The following is a 14735-nucleotide window of genomic DNA, read 5'->3' as shown; positions in this document are numbered from 1 at the left end:
GCTCACACCCTCCGCATCGCGAAGCTGTTGAGGTACTCCTCGGGCTTGGCCGGATCGAACTCCTTGCCCATGATGGTGTGTTTGCGATAGCCCGAACCTTCGGTGACCGGCATGCGCAGCTCCTTCATGTGCTTGCGGGCATCGGTCAGCAGGAAGACGCGCTCGGCGATCTGCCGGTAGTTGACGTCACCCTTGATGTAGCCCCAACGCTTCATCTGGGTCAGCATCCACACCGCCATGCTCTGCCAAGGCATCGGGTCGAAGTCGGCCCGATCTGGAACGTTGTGCACCTTGCCGAGACCGTCGGCGAAGCGGCCAGTCAGGACCTGCTGCAACACCACCTCGGGTTGGTTGAGGTACTGGGTCGGCGCGATCACCTTGGCGATCAGCTCGCGGTTGCGTGCTTCACGCGCCATGGCGGCGGCGGTCAGCACGGCCCGGAACAGCGCCGCAAACGTGTTGGGGTTCTGCTGGATGAACTCCGTACTGGTGCCGAAGGCGCAGCAGGGGTGCCCGTTCCAGAGGTCCTTGGTCAGCAGATGGATGAAGCCGACCTCCTCGAACACCGCGCGCTGGTTGAACGGATCGGGGCCGAGGAAGCCGTCGATGTTGCCGGCGCGCAGGTTGGCCACCATCTCCGGCGGCGGCACCACGCGGATCTGGATGTCCTTGTCCGGATCGAGGCCAGCCTCCGCCACGTAGTAGCGCAGCAGGAAGTTGTGCATCGAGTACTCGAACGGCACCGCGAACCTGAAGCCCTTCCAGTCCTTCGGGTCGCGCTTGTCCTTGTGCTTGAGCGCCAGCGTGATGGCCTGCCCGTTGGTGTTCTGGATCGTGGCCACGTTCATCGGCGTGGCGTTGGAGCCCAGTCCCAGGCTGATGGCCAGCGGCATCGGCGACAGGAAGTGCGTCGCGTCGTACTCCTTGTTGAGCATCTTGTCGCGGATCAGGGCCCAGCCGGCGGTCTTGACGATCTCGACGTTGAGGCCCTGCTTCTGATAGAAGCCCAACGGGTGCGCCATGATCAGCGGCGTGGCGCAGGTGATTGGGATGAAGCCGATCTTGAGGTCCTTCTTTTCCAGTGCTCCCTTTTCCTGCGCCATCGCCTGCAGGCTGGCGATCGGCACCACGCTGGCGATGGCGGCCATCGCCGTGCCCTTGCCGACGGCACGCAGGAAGCGGCGCCGCACCGCGTCCTTCGGAAACAGCGCCTTGACCAGCGCTGCCTCGATGAACTGGTTGGCGTACTCGACGAAGTCCGGCGATTCGCTGCGCTGGCGCAGGGTAGCGACGGCCCGCTCGCGCGCTTGGGCTTCTTCCCGCTGGTGCTCGGCCTCGGTGTGGTGGCGGCCGCAACTGCACCTGAGCATCAGGGGACGGTCCGCGTCGTAGGGATCGAAGTATTGGGTCATGGGGACGCTCCTGTGGACGATGGCTTCCTCGACCAAGCAAACCCCATGCCAATCACGGCCAGCAAGCCGCCCCCTGTCTTGGACACACCCCTGAACGCGCCCGGACCAGCCTGCGCATCGAGGTCATCCCTGATGTGGTTCACCCGCCCCCCGGCGGGGTGTGCACTGCACCATCAGGGTGCCGCGCGCCGCCGTCGCGGCACGGCGACGCCACCGGCGCGCGTCACACCCGCGCCAGCAGGCGCTCCACGCTGACCCGGACCTTGACCTCCTGCGCCGGCACACTGCGCCGCACTTCGTGAGCTGCTTCAGCGGTGTCGCGCAGCAACGGTTCGCTGCGCGGCAGACCATCGCGGCCCGTGAACGCCAGCACCAGCGGCGTGGTTGCCCTGGCTCCGCGACGCGCCACCACCGCCAGCTCGCCATTAGCCAGCTCCACGTAACTACCCGGGATGTAGAGGCCCAGCGTGCGCACCAGCGCCGCCCCAAGCGGCGTTGGCACACCGCTGGCGTCCAGACAGACATCGCGCGCGGCGCGCGGCGCCGGCAGACCTGGGCGATGCAGCCGCGGACTCAAACGCGCCACATACACATCCACCAAGCGCAGCAGCTGCGCGGGTTCGCTCACCTCCACCGCCCCTCGCGGATAGCCGCCGCCGCCAGGGATTTCGTGGTGGTCGCGCACCAAATCCAACCAGAGCGCATCCCTCACCCCCACCTCGCGCAATATCGCTTCGCTGCGCTGAGGATGGGCGTGCACCGCTTGCCGCTGCTCAGGTCGCAGCGGCTCGGCCTGGCACGCCAGCTCGTCCTGCAGCCGCGCCATGCCGAGGTTCATCGACAGCGCCGCACGTCGCAGCGCATCGGCGGTGGCCGCTGGCCAGCCCAGCGTTTGCGCCGTCAACCCGGCCACCGCCGCGCATGTCAGCGCGTGCGCGGCGCTGTAGCCCAGCCGCGGGTTGAACAGCATTTGCACCAGCACCAGCAGCACCGCGTCGGGCTGTTGATGGAGCCAGCGCCCCAGTTGCCGATCGATCTGCACAAAACGGCCACCAAAATCTTGCGCGTGGCTACCCTGGTGCAACAACAGCGTCAGGGCCGCATGCAGATCCGCCAGCCGCTCACTGAGCGGTCGCGCCGTCTCGTCGGGCTGCGCCACGGGTTCGTCAAACTGCATCGGCCGGGCGATGCGGGCAATGGTCTGCAGCGACTCGTTGCGGCGCACCGCCCGATCCAGCGCCGCGACGTAGTGCTTGCGCCAAATATCGTGATCCTCGCGCCGGATCACCGGTGTGTGCATGCGCAGCCATTCGCGGTGGAGCTCGTCGCGGATCGCCGCGCCTTTGGCCAGCAGCAGCTGCCCGCGCGGATCCCAAACCGCAACCGGCAGCGGCTCACCCAGGGTGATCTCGTCAAGCGGCAAAGGAACCCACATAAAAGCAACCCGGCAACCCTCTCGATGCGGCCCTGCAATGTAACGCAAACGACAGACGGCGCGTCCACGAGCCCCAAAGTTGTTGGCCAAGCTGCCGATAATCCGTTTATGTCGGCGTTTGCCCTTGCGCCCCATGGCTGAGCCTGCCCTGCCGGTGATCTCTGTGGCGGATCTGCGGGTCGGGCATTATGTGCTGCTCGACCTCGGGTGGATGGACCACCCGTTTCCGCGCAATCAGTTTCGCATCACGTCACCGCGGCAGATCGAGGTGATCCGTGCGCTTGGGCTGACGCGGGTGCGCATCGATCCGGCGCGCAGCACCGCCGAGCTTGAGGTCTCAGGCACCCCGGCCCAGACAAGTCCGCAAGACGCACCGCCCGCCGCCGACGCCGCGCGGGCGGCCTGGCTGCAAGCGCTGACGCGACAGCGGCAAAGCCAGCAGCGCTGCGAACGCCGCTACCATCAAAGCACGCAGCGCTGCAAAGCCGTCTTCGACGACCTTGAGCGCGCGCCGGCGCGCGCTGCCGAGCAGGCCCAGGCGCTGGCCCACGAGCTGGCCGCCGAGGTCAGCGCACCGGCGCAAGCCGCCATGCGGCTGTTGGGCGACCTGCCCGGGGATCGCCAAGCGCAGCATGCCCTCAACGTCGCGGTGCTGGCTTTGCTGCTGGGCCGTGCGCTGGGGCTGGAGGCTGCGGCGCTGCGCACGCTGGCGTTGGCCGCGCTGCTGCATGATGTCGGCAAGCTACGCTTGCCCGAGGTGGTGCGCCACAAGAACGAGGCGTTCACCCCTGCGCAGACCCGGGCCTATCAGCAGCACCCCGCGCTTGGGGCCGCCATCGTGCGCGAGCTGGGCTTGCCCGAGGAGGTGGCCGACGCGGTGGCCCAGCACCACGAACACGCCGATGGCAGCGGTTTTCCGGCCGGCTGCCGCGCCGAGACCATGGGACCGGCGGCGCACGTGCTGGCGCTGGTCAATCGCTACGACCGCTTGTGCAACCCGCATCATCCAGGCCGCGCGCTCACCCCCCACGAAGCGCTGGCGCTGCTGTTTGCGCGCGACCGCAACCATTTTGAGGCGCGCACGCTGGCGGCGTTCATTCGCATGCTGGGGGTCTATCCGCCAGGCTCGCTGGTGCAGCTCAGCGACGGACGCTACGCCCAGGTGCAGGCCGTCAACACCACCCGCCCGCTCAAACCCCTGGTGTTGGTGCACGACCCTGCCGTGCCGCGCAGCGAAGCTCTGTTGCTGAATTTGGAAACGCAGCCGCAGCTGTCCATCCAGCGCAGCCTGCGCCCCGATCAGCTGCCGCGCGCCGCGCTAGACTATCTGGAGCCGCGCGCGCGTTATTACTACTTTTTTGAACGCGCGCTGGATGCCGACGACAGGGGGGACGAACCGTGAGCTGCCACGGCCATTGGGCCGCGATCACCGAAGGTTTGCTGGAATCGGTCTGGGTGGTCGATCCGACAAGCCTGCAGATTTTGGCGGTCAATCAGGCCGCGCTGCGATTGGTGGGGGCCGAGCGCGAGGTCATGATCGGCAGCCCCGTGCACCAATGGGCCAGCGACCTGCAGGATCACGTGTATTGGGACGAATGGCGGCGCGGCATCCATCAGACCCTGGAATCGGAAGCGTGGCTCAGGCGGGCCGACGGCGAGCTGCTGCGCGTGCAACGCCGCATCGGCCCGGTGCACCCCGAGGGCGACACCCCGGTGGTGCTGGTGGCCATGCAAGATTTGACCGAGTGGCAGCGCACGCGGCAGCGGCTGGAGGAACTGCTGGCGGAGCTGCGCTCGGTGCTGGAATCGTCCTCCGAAGGCATCTTGGTGTGCGACTTGGACGGACACGTGCGCGCGTTCAACCGCGCCTTCGCGCACATCTGGGCGCTGCCGCAGACTCTGCTGACGCAGCCGGATGAGCCGGCGCTGCTGCGCCATCTGGCCGCCTTGGTGCACGACCCGAGCGCATTTCAAAGCCGCTTAAGCGAACTGCAACGCGCGCCCCTGATGGAAGCGCACGACCTGGTGCTGCTGCGCGATGGCCGGCTTCTGGAGCGCAGCTCGCGCCCGCAACTGGCGCGCGGGCGGCCGATTGGGCGCATCCATGTGTATCGGGACGTCACCGAACGCGCCGCCACCGAGGCCAAGCTGCGCCTGGCGGCCAAAGTGTTCGAAGCGAGCCTGGATGCGATTGTCATCACCGATGCGCAGCACCACATCGTGGCCTGCAACCCGGCGGCGCTGCGGCTGGTGGGTCTGGAGCACGACGATCCGATTGGCCGCTCGATCGACGACGTGCTGCAAGCCTGCCCTGAGCGCCCGGGTGGCCTGCACGAGGCCAAGGCCGCGCTGCTGGAGCGCGGCTTGTGGGAGGGCGAATTGTGGCTGCCGCGTCCGCACGGCCCAGCGCTGGCGCTGCAGGTGTCGTGGGTGTTGCTGCGCGATGCCCAGGGCGAGCCGCTCAACACCGTGCTGTTCGCCAAAGATCTGTCGGAAAAGCTGGAAGCGCAGCGCCGCATCGAACAACTGGCTTACAGCGATCCGCTGACCGGCCTGCCCAACCGGCTGATGCTGGGCGAGCGCGTCGGCCACGCCATTCGCCTGGCGCAACAAAGCGGCCATGGGTTTGCCGTGCTGTTCCTCGACCTCGACCGCTTCAAAGGCATCAACGACTCGCTCGGCCACGCATTCGGAGATCGCGTGCTGGTGGAAATCGCCGACCGGCTGCGCCGCTGCCTGCGCCAGACCGACACGCTGGCGCGCTTGGGCGGCGATGAGTTCGTCATTCACCTGCACGACGCCGACCGCGCCGCCGCCGAGCGCGCGGCGCAGCGCATCGCCGAAACCGTGGCGCAACCGATCGCCCTCGATCAGCTGGAGTTTTCGCTGTCGTGCAGCATCGGCATCGCCTTGTATCCGCACGACGCCACCACCTTGGATGGTCTGATTCAATGCGCCGACACGGCGATGTATCAGGTCAAGGAGCGCGGCAAAGGGCACTGGCGCTTCTACGAGCCCGGCATGAACGCGGATCTGCTGGCGCGGCTGCAGACCGATCACGCCATGCGCCAAAGCTTGCAGCGCGGCGAGTTTGAGTTGTTTTACCAGCCCCGAGTCGATTTACGACGCGCACGCGTGTCCGCCTGCGAAGCGCTGCTGCGCTGGCACCGCCCTGGAACCGGCCTGGTGCTGCCCGGAGCGTTCATCGGCGTGGCAGAAGAAACCGGCTTGATCGTGCAGCTCGGCCAGTGGGTGCTGGATCGAGCCGTGGCGCAAGCGCGCGCCTGGCTGGATGCTGGCCATCCGATGCAAGTGGCGGTCAATGTCTCGGCGCTGCAATTTGAGCGCCCCACCTTTGTGCAGGAGGTGGCTGACACGCTGCAACGCCACGGACTGCCGGGGCGGCTGCTGGAGCTGGAGCTGACGGAAACCATCCTGGTGCGCGACGCCAACGAAGCGCTGACTCGGCTGCAGGCGCTGGCGGCGCTGGGGGTGGAGCTGTCGCTGGACGACTTTGGCACCGGCTACTCTAGCCTGACCTACCTGAGACGCTTCCCTTTGCACCGGCTCAAGATCGACCGCAGCTTCGTCGTGGCGCTGGACGAGCCGAATCCGACCGACGAGGCGATTGTGGCCGCCATCGTGCGGATGGGGCATGCGCTGGGCATGCAGGTGGTGGCCGAAGGGGTGGAGCAGCCGGCGCAGCTGGAGCGCTTGTGCCGGCTCGGCTGCGACCACTTTCAGGGCTTTTTGTATGCCCAGCCGATGCCGGTGGCCGACGTCACCGCTCACCTGGAGGCGACGGTGCCTTGGCGCGCTGAATCTTCAGCGTGACGTCAGCGCGTCCTGCCACGCTTGCAAATCAGCGGCTGAGACTTTGCCCAACTTGCGCTGCGCCAGCCGGCCCTGGGCGTCGAACACCGCCGTGAACGGCAGCGCGCCGGTGGCGTTGCCGAGCTGGCGCGCCAGCTCGGTGCCGCCGAAGCCCGCGAGCCCCACCGGAAACGACAGCGGCAACCGCTGCAAAAAAGCGCGCACGGCGCTGGGCTGGTCGATCGCCAGCCCCACGACGCGCCAGCCGCGCGTTTGCTGCTCGCGATAGAAGCGATCCAGCAGCGGCAGCTCCTCCACGCACGGCGGGCACCAGGTGGCCCAGAAGTTGAGCAGCAGCGGCCCGCCGCGCAGCTCAGCGGCGATCAGCTCCCCGCCTTCGGGACGCTCCCATCGGGCGCTCCAGAACGCCGCCTCGGCGCCGTCGGCGGCCGGCTGCGGGCGCAGCCGCCACGCCGCCACGCCCGCGCCCAGCGCCGCCGCGGCCACCCCGACGCCGACCATCCACGCCCGGCGCGCGTTCATGCCGCATCCTCCGCCGCGGCCAGCAGCGCGCGCACCTCGTCGGCGGTGCCGCGCGGCGTGCGGCCCAGCTCGTCGGGCAGACGCGCGCCGCGGCGCGCCGCCCCGTCGTTGACCCACAGGTGCAGCCCGACGCGCTCGCCCAGCGCCTCGCAGCGCACCGAAACGTGCAGCACCGGCACCTCGCGCCCATGCAGGCCGCGCGCCTGCGCCGCGTCGTAGGCCACGCCGGCGTTGATCAGCGCGATCTCCACCGCCTTCGGGTCGTCGCTGAACAGCTGCAGGTGGATGTCGGAGCGCCGCGTGGCGGTGCCGTGCCACACCGCGCCGCCCAGCAGCGGCTCGAACGCCGCCAGCCGCTGCATCCACACGAGCGCCGTGGCGCGCAGCGCGGCCAGCTCGCGCGGCTGGGTGTCGGCATGGAAAATCGCCAGATGCTCGCGCACCGCGGCGTCTTGCGCCGCCGCATCGGGCAGCGGCGTGCGGGCCGGCAACCCAAGCTGTTGCAACGCCCGCGCCTGCGCGGCGCGCGCCGGCAACCCCTCATCCACGATCAGCGCCGCGGCCACGGCGGCAATTTCGCGTTGCGTGCGGTCGTCGTGCATGTCGCCATTGTCGTGCAGGCGCAGGCCGGCTGCAGCGCGCCGCGATAATGCGCCCCCATGCACATCCATATTCTCGGCATCTGCGGCACCTTCATGGGGGGACTGGCGGCGCTGGCGCGCGAGGCCGGCCACCGCGTCACCGGCTGCGACGCCGGCGTCTATCCGCCGATGAGCGAGCAGCTGCGCGCGCTGGACATCGAGCTGATCGAGGGCTGGGACGCCGACCAGATGGCGCTGCGCCCGGACGTGTTCGTGGTCGGCAACGTCGTCAGCCGCGCGCGGCTGCCGGACGGCAGCCCGAAGTTTCCGCTGATGGAGGCGATCCTGGAGGCCGGCGCGCGCTACACCAGCGGCCCGCAGTGGCTGGCCGAGCACGTGCTGCACGGGCGCCACGTGCTGGCGGTGGCCGGCACGCACGGCAAGACCACCACCACCGCGATGCTGGCCTGGATCCTGCAGCACGCGCAGCGCGCGCCGGGCTTTCTGGTCGGCGGCGTGCCGCTGGACTTCGGCGTCTCGGCGCGCCTGGGCGCGGTGGACGGCCCCGGGCGGCCCTTGTTCGTGATCGAAGCCGACGAATACGACACCGCATTCTTCGACAAGCGCAGCAAGTTCGTGCACTACCGGCCGCGCACCGCGGTGCTCAACAACCTGGAGTTCGACCACGCCGACATCTTCGACGACCTGGCGGCGATCGAGCGCCAGTTCCACCACCTGCTGCGCACCGTGCCGGCCAGTGGGCGCGTCATCGCCAACGGGCTGGAGGAGTCGATCGCGCGCGTGCTGCACCAGGGGCTCTACAGCGAGCTGCGCACCTTCGGCGCCGCCAGCAGCGACTATGTCGCCGACGGCGAGCCGCACGACTTCGCAGTGCTGCGCCACGGGCGCGAGGTGGCGCGCGTGCGCTGGGGCCTGGCGGGCGTGCACAACCAGCTCAATGCGCTGGCGGCGATCGCCGCCGCGGAGCACGTGGGCGTCAGCCCCGCGCTGGCGGCCGAGGCGCTGGCAGACTTCCAAGGGGTGCGGCGGCGGCTGGAGGTGCGCGCGCGCGTGCCGCGCGCCGACGGCGTGGTCACGGTGTATGACGACTTCGCGCACCACCCGACGGCGATGCGCTCCACCATCGACGGGCTGCGCCGGCGGCTCGACGCGCAGGGGCGCGCACACGAGCGGATCCTGGCGATCTTCGAGCCGCGCTCCAATACGATGAAGCTCGGCACGATGAAGGCGCAGCTGCCGTGGGCGCTGGAAGGGGCGGCGTTGGCGTTTTGCCACGCCGGCGGGCTGGGCTGGGACGCCGCGGCCGCGCTGGCGCCGCTGGGCGCGCGCGCGCGGGTGGCGCCGGACCTCGACACGCTGTTGGCCCAGGTGATGGCCGAGGTGCGCGGCGGCGACCACCTGCTGTGCATGAGCAACGGCGCCTTTGGCGGCATCCACGAACGGCTGGCCGCCGCGCTGCGCGCCGCCGCCCCGGCAGCAGCGCCGGCTCAGTAGCCGACCGTCTGCGCCGGCACGTCCACCTTGACGATCGGCTTGGCCAGCAGGCTCGAGACGGCGCGCGCATACACCATCGCCCACGCGCGGTGCGCCGGCTCGGCGAAGCGCTCCTCGCCGACCGCCTGCGCGATCGCCAGCGCCTTGTCGGCGGTCAGCACCTTGCCGGTCAGGCGCAGCGGCTCGCAGCCCAGCGTCGTGAACTGCTCGTCAAGCCACTGGCGCGCCAGCTCGTGCGGCATCGGCTGCACCTCGTCGAGGTCGAAGGTGTATTCGCGGTCGGGCCCGAAGGCGACGATGAGGTGGTTGCGCATGATGGGTTCCGCGGGCGGGAATTGGAGGGGACGCGGCCGCCGGCCGCACCGCGTGATCGTACACGCGGTCGCAGGCGGCGCGAGCCTCAGCCGCGGCGGGCGCGACGCGCCGTCACCGCCTCCGCCAGCATTTGCAGCACCTGCACCGAGGTGTCCCAGTCGATGCAAGCGTCGGTGATGCTTTGGCCGTAGGCGAGCTTGGCCGGATCGTCCTTGCCCGGGGTGAACTTTTGCGCGCCGGCGCGCAAATGGCTTTCGACCATGACGCCAAAGATGCGCTGCGAGCCGCCAGCCACTTGGGCGGCGACGTCGCGCGCCACGTCCACCTGGCGCTCGTGCTGCTTCTGGCTGTTGCCGTGGCTGCAGTCCACCATCACGCGCGCGGGCAGCTTGGCGTCAGCCAGCTGCTGGCAGGCGATGGCCACGCTGTCGGCGTCGTAATTGGGCAGCTTGCCGCCGCGCAGGATGACGTGGCAGTCGGCGTTGCCCTTGGTGCGCACGATGGCCACCTGCCCGTTTTTGTGCACCGACAGGAAGTGGTGCGGGCGGCTGGCGGCCAGGATGGCGTCGGTGGCGATGCGGATGTTGCCGTCGGTGCCGTTCTTGAAGCCGATCGGCGCCGACAGGCCCGAGGCCAGCTCGCGGTGCACCTGGCTTTCGGTGGTGCGCGCGCCGATCGCCCCCCACGAAATCAGGTCGGCGATGTACTGCGGGCTGATGACGTCAAGGAACTCGCTGGCTGCCGGCAGCCCCAGGCGGTTGATCTCGATCAGCAGCTGGCGCGCGATGCGCAGGCCCTCGTCGATGCGGAAGCTCTCGTCCAGGTAGGGGTCGTTGATCAGCCCTTTCCAGCCCACCGTGGTGCGCGGCTTTTCAAAATAGACGCGCATGACGATCTCGAGCCGGTCGGCGAAGCGGTCGCGCTGCTCCTTCAGGCGCCGCGCGTATTCCATTGCGGCGGCCGGGTCGTGGATCGAGCACGGGCCGATGATGACCAGCAGCCGGTCGTCCTTGCCGTGCAGGATCTGGTGGATGGCGCGGCGGGTGTGGGTGATCAGGGTCTCGATGGCGGTGCCGCGGATCGGAAAGAAGCGGATCAGGTGCTCGGGCGGCGGCAGCACGGTGATGTCCTCGATGCGTTGGTCGTCGGTCAGGCTGGTTCGGTCGGCCGGATGGACGTACCACGCCTCGGCGAGGCTGGCTTTGCTGGGGCTTGGGCTCATGGTGCGGTTCTCCTGCGCTCAGCGCGGCAAAAAAAAACCGTCGGTTGGGGAACCGACGGTTGCGAGATGGGGGAGGGCTTGACTTGGGCGACTTCACTCCTCTCGGCCGTCGGTGGGGCCAGAGAACCAAAAGTAGCCGTAGCCAAACCCTTGCGAACGCATACTATCAATGTAGCACAAGATTGGAGCCGTTGGTCTGCAGCAAGGCGGATGCGGCGGCATTGTTGCAGCGCCGCAACGCCCGCCGCGCGGTCTGGCGGTTTTCCGGAACTTGGACGGCGGCGCGTGACTCTTCATCGTCGCGTCATCGACGCAAGCCATACTGAGTAGAGCATAGAGCATCAAGCTCGTTTTCACGACGTAGAGGAGAGCTTCCGATGGCATTTCGAGTGAGGACCGGAGCTGTAGCCCTGGCGCTGGGTGCGGCGCTGCTGGCCGGCGGCGCGCATGCGCAAGCGCTGTCGTTGGGTGAGCAGTTCGCGCTGCGCGGCTATACGGGCCAGGCGTTTGGCTCGGTGATGGCGGATCTGATGAAGGTGGACAGCCCGCTGATCCTGACCAATCAAACGTCGATTTGCAGCTCTTTGGCCGGCGCGATGGCCGCGCAGCTGGTGGCCAAGGGCGGCCATCCCTCGGTGGTGGCCACCGCCAAGCCCGAGGAAGCCAGCGCGGCGGTGCAAGGCCACGCCAACGCCCCGGCGCTGGCGCTGATCTATGGCGGCCAGGCCAGCGTGGAAGACAACTACGCGATGGTCAAAGCCGCGCTGCAGGAAGCCGCCAAGGTCAACTACACCGGCCCGATTTTTTTCCACCTGCGCGTCTGGGGCGCCAAACTGCCGGAGCGCGCCGCCAAGGAGGACGCGGCGGTGGCGGCCTACCTCGCGCGCAAGGACAATCTCTACACCGCCACGGTCAACGCGCAAGACGGCAAGGCGCTGGTGCACCAAGTGGCGGTTAATGCCGAAGGGCAGAAATCGGCCCGCGTGCTGCAGGAAGTGGCGATGCACCCGCGCTGGCTGGGGCTGTTCCGCCGCTCGATCTGAGCCGGTCAAACGCCCGCTGACCGTCAACCACGGTCGCCGAAGCGGTCAGCGGGCACGCCAAAGATCCTGTTGTCTCACCCGTTTCGCCCGCTGGCCAAGCGGGCTTTTTTGTGTATCGGCTGCCGACCGTGCAGACGATTCGCCGCCAGCTCAAACGGTGCCGCCGACAGTCAAGCCGTCGATCCGCAGCGTCGGCTGGCCCACGCCCACCGGCACGCTTTGGCCTTCCTTGCCGCAGGTGCCGACCCCGGCGTCGAGTTGCAGGTCGCAGCCGATCATGCGCACGCGCTTGAGCGCCTGCGGGCCGCTGCCGATCAAGGTGGCGCCCTTGACAGGGTAAGCCAGCTTGCCGTTTTCGATCCACCACGCGCTACTGGCGGAGAAGACAAACTTGCCGCTGGTGATGTCAACCTGCCCGCCGCCGAACTGCGTCGCATACAGGCCGCGCGGGACGCTGGCGATGATCTCTTGCGGGTCGTGCTCGCCGGCCAGCATGTAGGTGTTGGTCATGCGCGGCATCGGCAGGTGCGCGTAGCTCTCGCGGCGGCCATTGCCGGTGCACGGCACGCCCATCAGCCGCGCGTTGAGCCGGTCCTGCAAATAGCCGCGCAGGATGCCGTCCTCGATCAGCACGTTGCGCTGCGTTGGATGACCCTCGTCGTCGATGTTGAGCGAGCCGCGCCGGCCCTGCAGTGTGCCGTCGTCCAGCACCGTCACGCCTTTGGCCGCCACGCGCTCGCCGATGCGGCCGGCGAACGCGCTGGAACCCTTGCGGTTGAAGTCGCCCTCCAGCCCGTGGCCGACCGCCTCGTGCAGCAGCACGCCGGGCCAGCCGGGGCCCAGCACCACGGTCAGCTCCCCGGCCGGCGCCGGGCGCGACTCCAGATTGGTCAACGCCGCATCGACCGCCTCATCGACGTAGCGCCTCAGCAACGCCTCGTCGAAGCGCTCCAGCCCCCAGCGCCCGCCGCCGCCGGAGGAGCCGACCTCGCGCCGGTCGCCCTGCTGCGCGATCACCGTCAGCGACAGCCGCACCAACGGGCGCACGTCAGCAGCCAGCACGCCGTCGGCGCGCGCCACCAGCACCACATCGTATTCCGCCGCCAGCCCCGCCATCACCTGCACGATGCGCGGGTCGCGCGCGCGCGCCATGCGCTCGATGCGCTCCAGCAACGCCACCTTGGCGGCGCTGTCCAGCGTGCCCAGCGGATCTTGCGCGGCGTAGAGATCGTGGGATGGCGCCACGCGACGACGACGGCGCAGGTCGGCGCGCTGGGCCCCGCCCTGACGCCCGATGGCGCGCACGCTGTCGGCAGCCTCGCGCAGCGCCGCCCAGCTCAAGTCGTCGGAATAGGCAAAGGCGGTCTTGTCGCCGCTGATGGCGCGCACGCCCACGCCTTGGTCGATGCTGAAGCTGCCGGTCTTGACGATGCCTTCCTCCAGACTCCAGCCCTCGCTGCGCGTGAATTGAAAGTAGAGGTCAGCGTCGTCCACCCCGGGGCCCATGATGCGCGAAAGGGCCTTGCGCAAGTGGCTTTCATCCAATCCATAGGGTTCAAGCAGCAACGCGCGCGCCGTGGCCAGGCGCTGCAGGGTCGGTTCAACAGCGATCATGCTGCCATTGTAGGCAGCGCGCCGCGGGCATACAGCCCTCGTCGCCGCCACGCCCTGACACTCAGGTTGGCACCAGCCGCTTGTGCCGCCCCACCGACAGCATCAGCCCAAGACTCGCCCCCAGCGCCACCATCGCCGTGCCGCCGTAGCTGACGAACGGCAGCGGCACCCCCACCACCGGCAGGATGCCGCTGACCATGCCGATGTTGACAAAGGCATAGACAAATTGCACCAAAATCAGTGCGCCGGCCAAGAGCCGCCCGAACAAGGTGGAGGCACGCATCGCCAGCACCAGCCCGCGCCAGACGAACAAGCCGTAGGCGGCGAGCAAAACCAGCACGCCAACAAAACCAAACTCCTCGGCAAAGGCGGCAAAGATAAAGTCGGTGCTGCGCTCGGGCACAAAATCCAGGTGCGTCTGCGTGCCCTGACCAAACCCTTTGCCCCACAGCCCGCCGGAGCCGATCGCAATCATCCCTTGCAGGATGTGAAAGCCTTTGCCCAGTGGATCACGCGTTGGATCCAGCAAGGTGCAAACCCGCTGGCGTTGATATTCGTGCAGCACCACCCAGTCCACGCCGGGCGCGCACCACTGCGGCTCCATCACGATCAGCGTCGCCACCCCGAGCGCGCCCAACAGCAGCGGCGGCAGGATCAGCTTCCAAGACAGCCCAGCCAAATAAATGACAGACAGCCCTGAGGCCAGCACCAGCAACGCCGTGCCCAGATCCGGCTGCAGCAAAATCAATCCGACCGGCAACGCCAACAGCGCCCCGGCGACCGCAAAATCCAGCATCCGCAGCCGCCCCTCGCGCTGCTGGAACCACCAGGCCAGCATCAACGGCATGGCAATCTTCATCAGCTCGCTGGGCTGGATCGTCACCACGCCGAGGTCGAGCCAGCGCTGCGCGCCTTTCTTGGTCACGCCGACCAGCTCCACCGCCACCAGCAGCACCACCCCCACCGCATAGGAGGGCAAGGCCAGCGCCTGCAGCCGCTGCGGCGGGATCTGCGCCACTGCCAGCATCACGATCGCGGCGATCAGCAGGTTGCGCGCGTGATCCCAGGCGCGGCCCTCGATGTCCCACGCCACCGAAACCATCACCACCTGCCCGATCAGCGCCAGCAGCGCCACCGTCAGCAAAAACGGCCCGTCGAACCCTTGCACCAGCGGAGCCAGGCGCGCGCGCAAGGGGGGCTTTTCGATCACCACCGCCATAGGATCTTGATTATCCTGGGCGT

At 68.6% G+C, this 14735-nt stretch carries 12 protein-coding genes; 4 read left to right on the top strand and 8 right to left on the bottom strand.

Annotated features, from left to right (window positions below; translation table 11 throughout):
* Positions 1-2 precede the first annotated feature (2 nt).
* Positions 3-1412, bottom strand: a complete 1410-nt coding sequence (locus Talka_RS05145) for a CmpA/NrtA family ABC transporter substrate-binding protein (protein WP_143890053.1) — start codon at positions 1410-1412, stop codon at positions 3-5.
* A 223-nt stretch (positions 1413-1635) separates the two neighbouring features.
* Positions 1636-2847 (bottom strand): HD-GYP domain-containing protein, encoded by a 1212-nt coding sequence (locus Talka_RS05140; protein WP_143890052.1) that lies wholly within the window; start codon positions 2845-2847, stop codon positions 1636-1638.
* A 133-nt stretch (positions 2848-2980) separates the two neighbouring features.
* Between Talka_RS05140 and Talka_RS05135 the strand changes: the two genes are divergently transcribed.
* Together Talka_RS05135 and Talka_RS05130 are read left to right on the top strand one after the other, a co-directional pair.
* Positions 2981-4249, top strand: coding sequence for a cyclic di-GMP phosphodiesterase (locus tag Talka_RS05135; protein ID WP_143890051.1), 1269 nt, complete (start codon positions 2981-2983; stop codon positions 4247-4249).
* Positions 4246-6681: a sensor domain-containing protein gene (locus Talka_RS05130; protein ID WP_246100582.1), complete on the top strand. Its 2436-nt coding sequence runs from the start codon at positions 4246-4248 to the stop codon at positions 6679-6681. Before Talka_RS05135 ends, Talka_RS05130 begins: the two co-directional genes overlap by 4 nt.
* Here Talka_RS05130 and Talka_RS05125 read toward each other — a convergent pair.
* Together Talka_RS05125 and Talka_RS05120 are read right to left on the bottom strand one after the other, a co-directional pair.
* Entirely contained in the window at positions 6673-7203 is a 531-nt protein-coding gene (locus tag Talka_RS05125; RefSeq protein ID WP_143890050.1) for a TlpA disulfide reductase family protein, read from the bottom strand. The two genes, Talka_RS05130 and Talka_RS05125, sit on opposite strands and share 9 nt — an antisense overlap.
* Positions 7200-7805 (bottom strand): hypothetical protein, encoded by a 606-nt coding sequence (locus tag Talka_RS05120; RefSeq protein WP_143890049.1) that lies wholly within the window; start codon positions 7803-7805, stop codon positions 7200-7202. The genes Talka_RS05125 and Talka_RS05120 overlap by 4 nt, the downstream gene beginning before the upstream one ends.
* 57 nt (positions 7806-7862) lie before the next feature.
* Here Talka_RS05120 and mpl point away from each other — a divergent pair, with 57 nt between their 5' ends.
* A complete protein-coding gene (gene mpl / locus Talka_RS05115; protein ID WP_143890048.1) occupies positions 7863-9299 on the top strand; it encodes a UDP-N-acetylmuramate:L-alanyl-gamma-D-glutamyl-meso-diaminopimelate ligase in 1437 nt (478 codons plus the stop codon).
* Here the strand turns inward: mpl and Talka_RS05110 are convergent.
* Both Talka_RS05110 and Talka_RS05105 read right to left on the bottom strand, forming a co-directional pair.
* Positions 9293-9613: a hypothetical protein gene (locus tag Talka_RS05110; RefSeq protein ID WP_143890047.1), complete on the bottom strand. Its 321-nt coding sequence runs from the start codon at positions 9611-9613 to the stop codon at positions 9293-9295. The two genes, mpl and Talka_RS05110, sit on opposite strands and share 7 nt — an antisense overlap.
* A gap of 86 nt (positions 9614-9699) precedes the next feature.
* A complete protein-coding gene (locus Talka_RS05105; protein WP_143890046.1) occupies positions 9700-10836 on the bottom strand; it encodes a 3-deoxy-7-phosphoheptulonate synthase in 1137 nt (378 codons plus the stop codon).
* Between the two features lie 377 nt (positions 10837-11213).
* Between Talka_RS05105 and Talka_RS05100 the strand changes: the two genes are divergently transcribed.
* Complete coding sequence (locus Talka_RS05100) at positions 11214-11879, top strand: hypothetical protein (RefSeq protein ID WP_143890045.1); 666 nt, start codon at positions 11214-11216, stop codon at positions 11877-11879.
* 150 nt (positions 11880-12029) lie between these two features.
* Here the strand turns inward: Talka_RS05100 and tldD are convergent, their stop codons facing one another.
* Together tldD and rodA are read right to left on the bottom strand one after the other, a co-directional pair.
* A complete protein-coding gene (gene tldD, locus Talka_RS05095; RefSeq protein ID WP_143890044.1) occupies positions 12030-13493 on the bottom strand; it encodes a metalloprotease TldD in 1464 nt (487 codons plus the stop codon).
* Positions 13494-13554: 61 nt separating this feature from the next.
* A complete protein-coding gene (gene rodA, locus Talka_RS05090) occupies positions 13555-14712 on the bottom strand; it encodes a rod shape-determining protein RodA (protein WP_143890043.1) in 1158 nt (385 codons plus the stop codon).
* Positions 14713-14735: the final 23 nt, after the last annotated feature.

Origin of the sequence: Tepidimonas alkaliphilus (assembly GCF_007556595.1) — a bacterium.
GTDB classification, from domain to species: Bacteria; Pseudomonadota; Gammaproteobacteria; order Burkholderiales; family Burkholderiaceae_C; genus Tepidimonas; species Tepidimonas alkaliphila.
Note: the sequence above shows the minus strand (reverse complement) of the source record. Positions and strands in the feature narration are given on the sequence as shown.

Coding starts and splice junctions, on each gene's coding strand:
- Talka_RS05145 (WP_143890053.1), bottom strand. CDS start 1,412: ATGACCCAATACTTCGATCCCTACGACGCGGACCGTCCCCTGATGCTC.
- Talka_RS05140 (WP_143890052.1), bottom strand. CDS start 2,847: ATGTGGGTTCCTTTGCCGCTTGACGAGATCACCCTGGGTGAGCCGCTG.
- Talka_RS05135 (WP_143890051.1), top strand. CDS start 2,981: ATGGCTGAGCCTGCCCTGCCGGTGATCTCTGTGGCGGATCTGCGGGTC.
- Talka_RS05125 (WP_143890050.1), bottom strand. CDS start 7,203: ATGAACGCGCGCCGGGCGTGGATGGTCGGCGTCGGGGTGGCCGCGGCG.
- Talka_RS05120 (WP_143890049.1), bottom strand. CDS start 7,805: ATGCACGACGACCGCACGCAACGCGAAATTGCCGCCGTGGCCGCGGCG.
- mpl (WP_143890048.1), top strand. CDS start 7,863: ATGCACATCCATATTCTCGGCATCTGCGGCACCTTCATGGGGGGACTG.
- Talka_RS05110 (WP_143890047.1), bottom strand. CDS start 9,613: ATGCGCAACCACCTCATCGTCGCCTTCGGGCCCGACCGCGAATACACC.
- Talka_RS05105 (WP_143890046.1), bottom strand. CDS start 10,836: ATGAGCCCAAGCCCCAGCAAAGCCAGCCTCGCCGAGGCGTGGTACGTC.
- Talka_RS05100 (WP_143890045.1), top strand. CDS start 11,214: ATGGCATTTCGAGTGAGGACCGGAGCTGTAGCCCTGGCGCTGGGTGCG.
- tldD (WP_143890044.1), bottom strand. CDS start 13,493: ATGATCGCTGTTGAACCGACCCTGCAGCGCCTGGCCACGGCGCGCGCG.
- rodA (WP_143890043.1), bottom strand. CDS start 14,712: ATGGCGGTGGTGATCGAAAAGCCCCCCTTGCGCGCGCGCCTGGCTCCG.